The organism is Agromyces humi, from assembly GCF_009720255.1.
Classification (GTDB): Bacteria; Actinomycetota; Actinomycetes; order Actinomycetales; family Microbacteriaceae; genus Agromyces; species Agromyces humi.
Genome location: NZ_WJSP02000477.1, coordinates 1 through 2,482, shown reverse-complemented (window position 1 = coordinate 2,482; position 2,482 = coordinate 1). Strand labels below are relative to the sequence as shown.

The 2,482-nt window shown below is 73.1% G+C and carries 3 protein-coding genes; all 3 read left to right on the top strand.

Going from position 1 to position 2,482, the window contains the following annotated elements:
- Positions 1 to 287: FCD domain-containing protein (locus GH736_RS21140; RefSeq protein WP_159606817.1), on the top strand; the 287-nt coding region annotated here is incomplete at its 5' end.
- A 59-nt stretch (positions 288 to 346) separates the two neighbouring features.
- Positions 347 to 1,084 carry a hydrogen peroxide-dependent heme synthase gene (hemQ, locus tag GH736_RS21135; protein ID WP_159606815.1) on the top strand — a complete coding sequence of 246 codons (738 nt, stop codon included), beginning with the start codon at positions 347 to 349 and terminating at the stop codon, positions 1,082 to 1,084.
- A gap of 107 nt (positions 1,085 to 1,191) precedes the next feature.
- A complete protein-coding gene (locus GH736_RS21130) occupies positions 1,192 to 2,358 on the top strand; it encodes a ferrochelatase (RefSeq protein WP_235934583.1) in 1,167 nt (388 codons plus the stop codon).
- The last annotated feature ends 124 nt before the right edge of the window (positions 2,359 to 2,482 follow it).

Genomic DNA, 2,482 nt, shown 5'->3' with positions numbered 1-2,482 from the left:
ACGCGCTCGAGCGGCTCGCGGCATCCGTCGACTGGCTCGAGGCCGAGCGGATGCACGCCGAGTTCCATCACGCCCTCGTCGCGGCATCCGGCAGCAGCCGCATCGTCGAGGCGCACGCGGCCCTCGGCGGCGAGCTGCTGCTGTTCCTGCTGCACGTGCGGCCGCACTACACGCTCGAGTCGCTCGTCGTCGAGCACCGGGCGCTGCTCGACGAGGTGCAGACGCGCGGCCCCGACGCGTTGCGCGACCACCTCGCGCACTCGACCCGCCTCCTCGTGGGGGACTGAGCGCCGCGGCATCCGTCACCCCTTTTGGCCGATGACGCGGAAAGGGGGAGACTGGAGGCATGTCTTCCCCCGCTGCCGAAGCGGCAGCCGACGCGCTCCACACTGAATCCGACGCCGAGCAGTCTCCCGAGGGCTACACGGTGTTCGCCGTGTTCCGAAAGGACCCGGCGCGACCCGACGACCTCGACGGGCACGACGTGCCCCGCTTCGTGCGCGAGCTCGACGACATGATCGGCCTCGTCGAGGACGAGGACGTCACCGTGCGCGGCATCTACGACGTGTCGGGCCTGCGCGCCGACGCCGACGTGATGCTGTGGCTGCACGGCCCGACCGCCGAGGGGCTCCAGTGGGCGCTCCGCGAGCTGCGGCGCGCGCGACTGTTCCGCGCGCTGCTGCCCACCTGGAACGCGATGGGCGTGCACCGCGACGCCGAGTTCAACAAGTCGCACGTCCCGGGGTTCCTGCGCGGCGTCGAGCCCAAGGCGTGGCTCACGGTCTACCCCTTCGTGCGCAGCTACGACTGGTACCTGCTCGCCCCCGAGGAGCGCGGCCGCATGCTCGCCGAGCACGGCCGCAAGGGCGCCGCGTTCCGCGGGGTCATCGCCAACACCGTCTCGTCGTTCGCGCTCGGCGACTACGAGTGGCTGCTGCCGCTCGAGTCCGACGAGCTCACCGACCTCGTCGACCTCATGCGCGACCTCCGCGCCACCGATGCGCGCCGTCACGTGCGCGAGGAGGTCCCCTTCTACACGGGCCGCCGCATCTCGACCGCCGAGCTCGTCGAGGTGGTGCAGTAGTGGCCGCCGTGAACATCGGGTCGTCGGGCGCGACGGATGCCCCGGGCACCGCGCATCGCGGACACAAGCCCGCCCCCGCGGCATCCGCACCCTGTGCCCCCGGCGCGATCGTGCCCGGCGCGACGCCCGCGGCCCAGCAGGGGCCCGCGCACGTCGAGGAGCCCGTCGCGTACGACGCGATCCTGCTCGCCGGATTCGGCGGGCCCGAGGGGCAGGACGACGTGATCCCGTTCCTCCGCAACGTCACGAGCGGCCGCGGCATCCCCGACGAGCGCCTCGAGGAGGTCGCCCACCACTACCGCCACTTCGGCGGGGTGAGCCCCATCAACGAGCAGAACCGGCGGCTGAAGGCCGCCCTCGAGGCCGAGCTCGCGAGCCGCGGCATCGACCTGCCCGTGCTCTGGGGCAACCGCAACTGGGACCCGTACCTCAACGACGCGCTCGACGAGGCGAAGGCCGCCGGCCACACGAAGCTCCTGGCCATCGCGACCAGCGCCTACAGCTCCTACTCGAGCTGCCGGCAGTACCGCGAGGACTTCGCCGACGCGCTCGCCGACACCGGGCTCGGCGACGGCGACCACGCCATCCAGATCGACAAGGTGCGCCAGTTCTTCGACCACCCCGGGTTCGTGCAGCCGTTCATCGAGGGCGTGCGCGACGGGATCGCCCAGCTCGAGGCATCCGTGCCCGGACTCGACCGCGCCACCCAGGTCGAGGTGCTGTTCGCGACCCACTCCATCCCCTCGACGGATGCCGCGAAGTCGGGACCCGCCGAGCGCGGGTTCGGTGAGGGCGGGGCGTACGCCGCCCAGCACCGCGCGGTCGCCGAGGTGGTCATGCGCGAGGCGGGCGTCGCCGACGTGCCGTGGCAGCTCGTGTACCAGTCGCGTTCGGGACCGCCCTCGATGCCGTGGCTCGAGCCCGACGTCAACGACGCGATCGAGGAGCTGCCCGGCGCCGGTCGCAAGGCCGTCGTCATTGTGCCCCTCGGCTTCGTCAGCGACCACATGGAAGTGATGTGGGACCTCGACAACGAGGCGCTCGAGACGGCCGAGCAGCACGGCCTCGCCGCCGTGCGCGTGCCGACGCCCGGCACGCATCCCGCGTACGTCGCCGGCCTCGTCGACCTCGTGCTCGAGCGAGTGAACGGCACGCCGGCGGCCGAGCGGCCCGCCGTCACCGAGCTCGGCCCCTGGTACGACGTGTGCCGCCCCGGATGCTGCGAGAACGTGCGCCTCGGGTTCCGCCCGGCGCTGGCGGGGATCGCACCGTGAGCGGGTCGCGGGCTCGTGGGGCCGCGGGCGCTACGGGCGCTCGTTCCGGCCCGGGGGCGGCCGGCTCGGGCGGCGTGATCCGCGTCGGCACCCGCGCGAGCGCGCTCGCCATGGCGCAGACGAC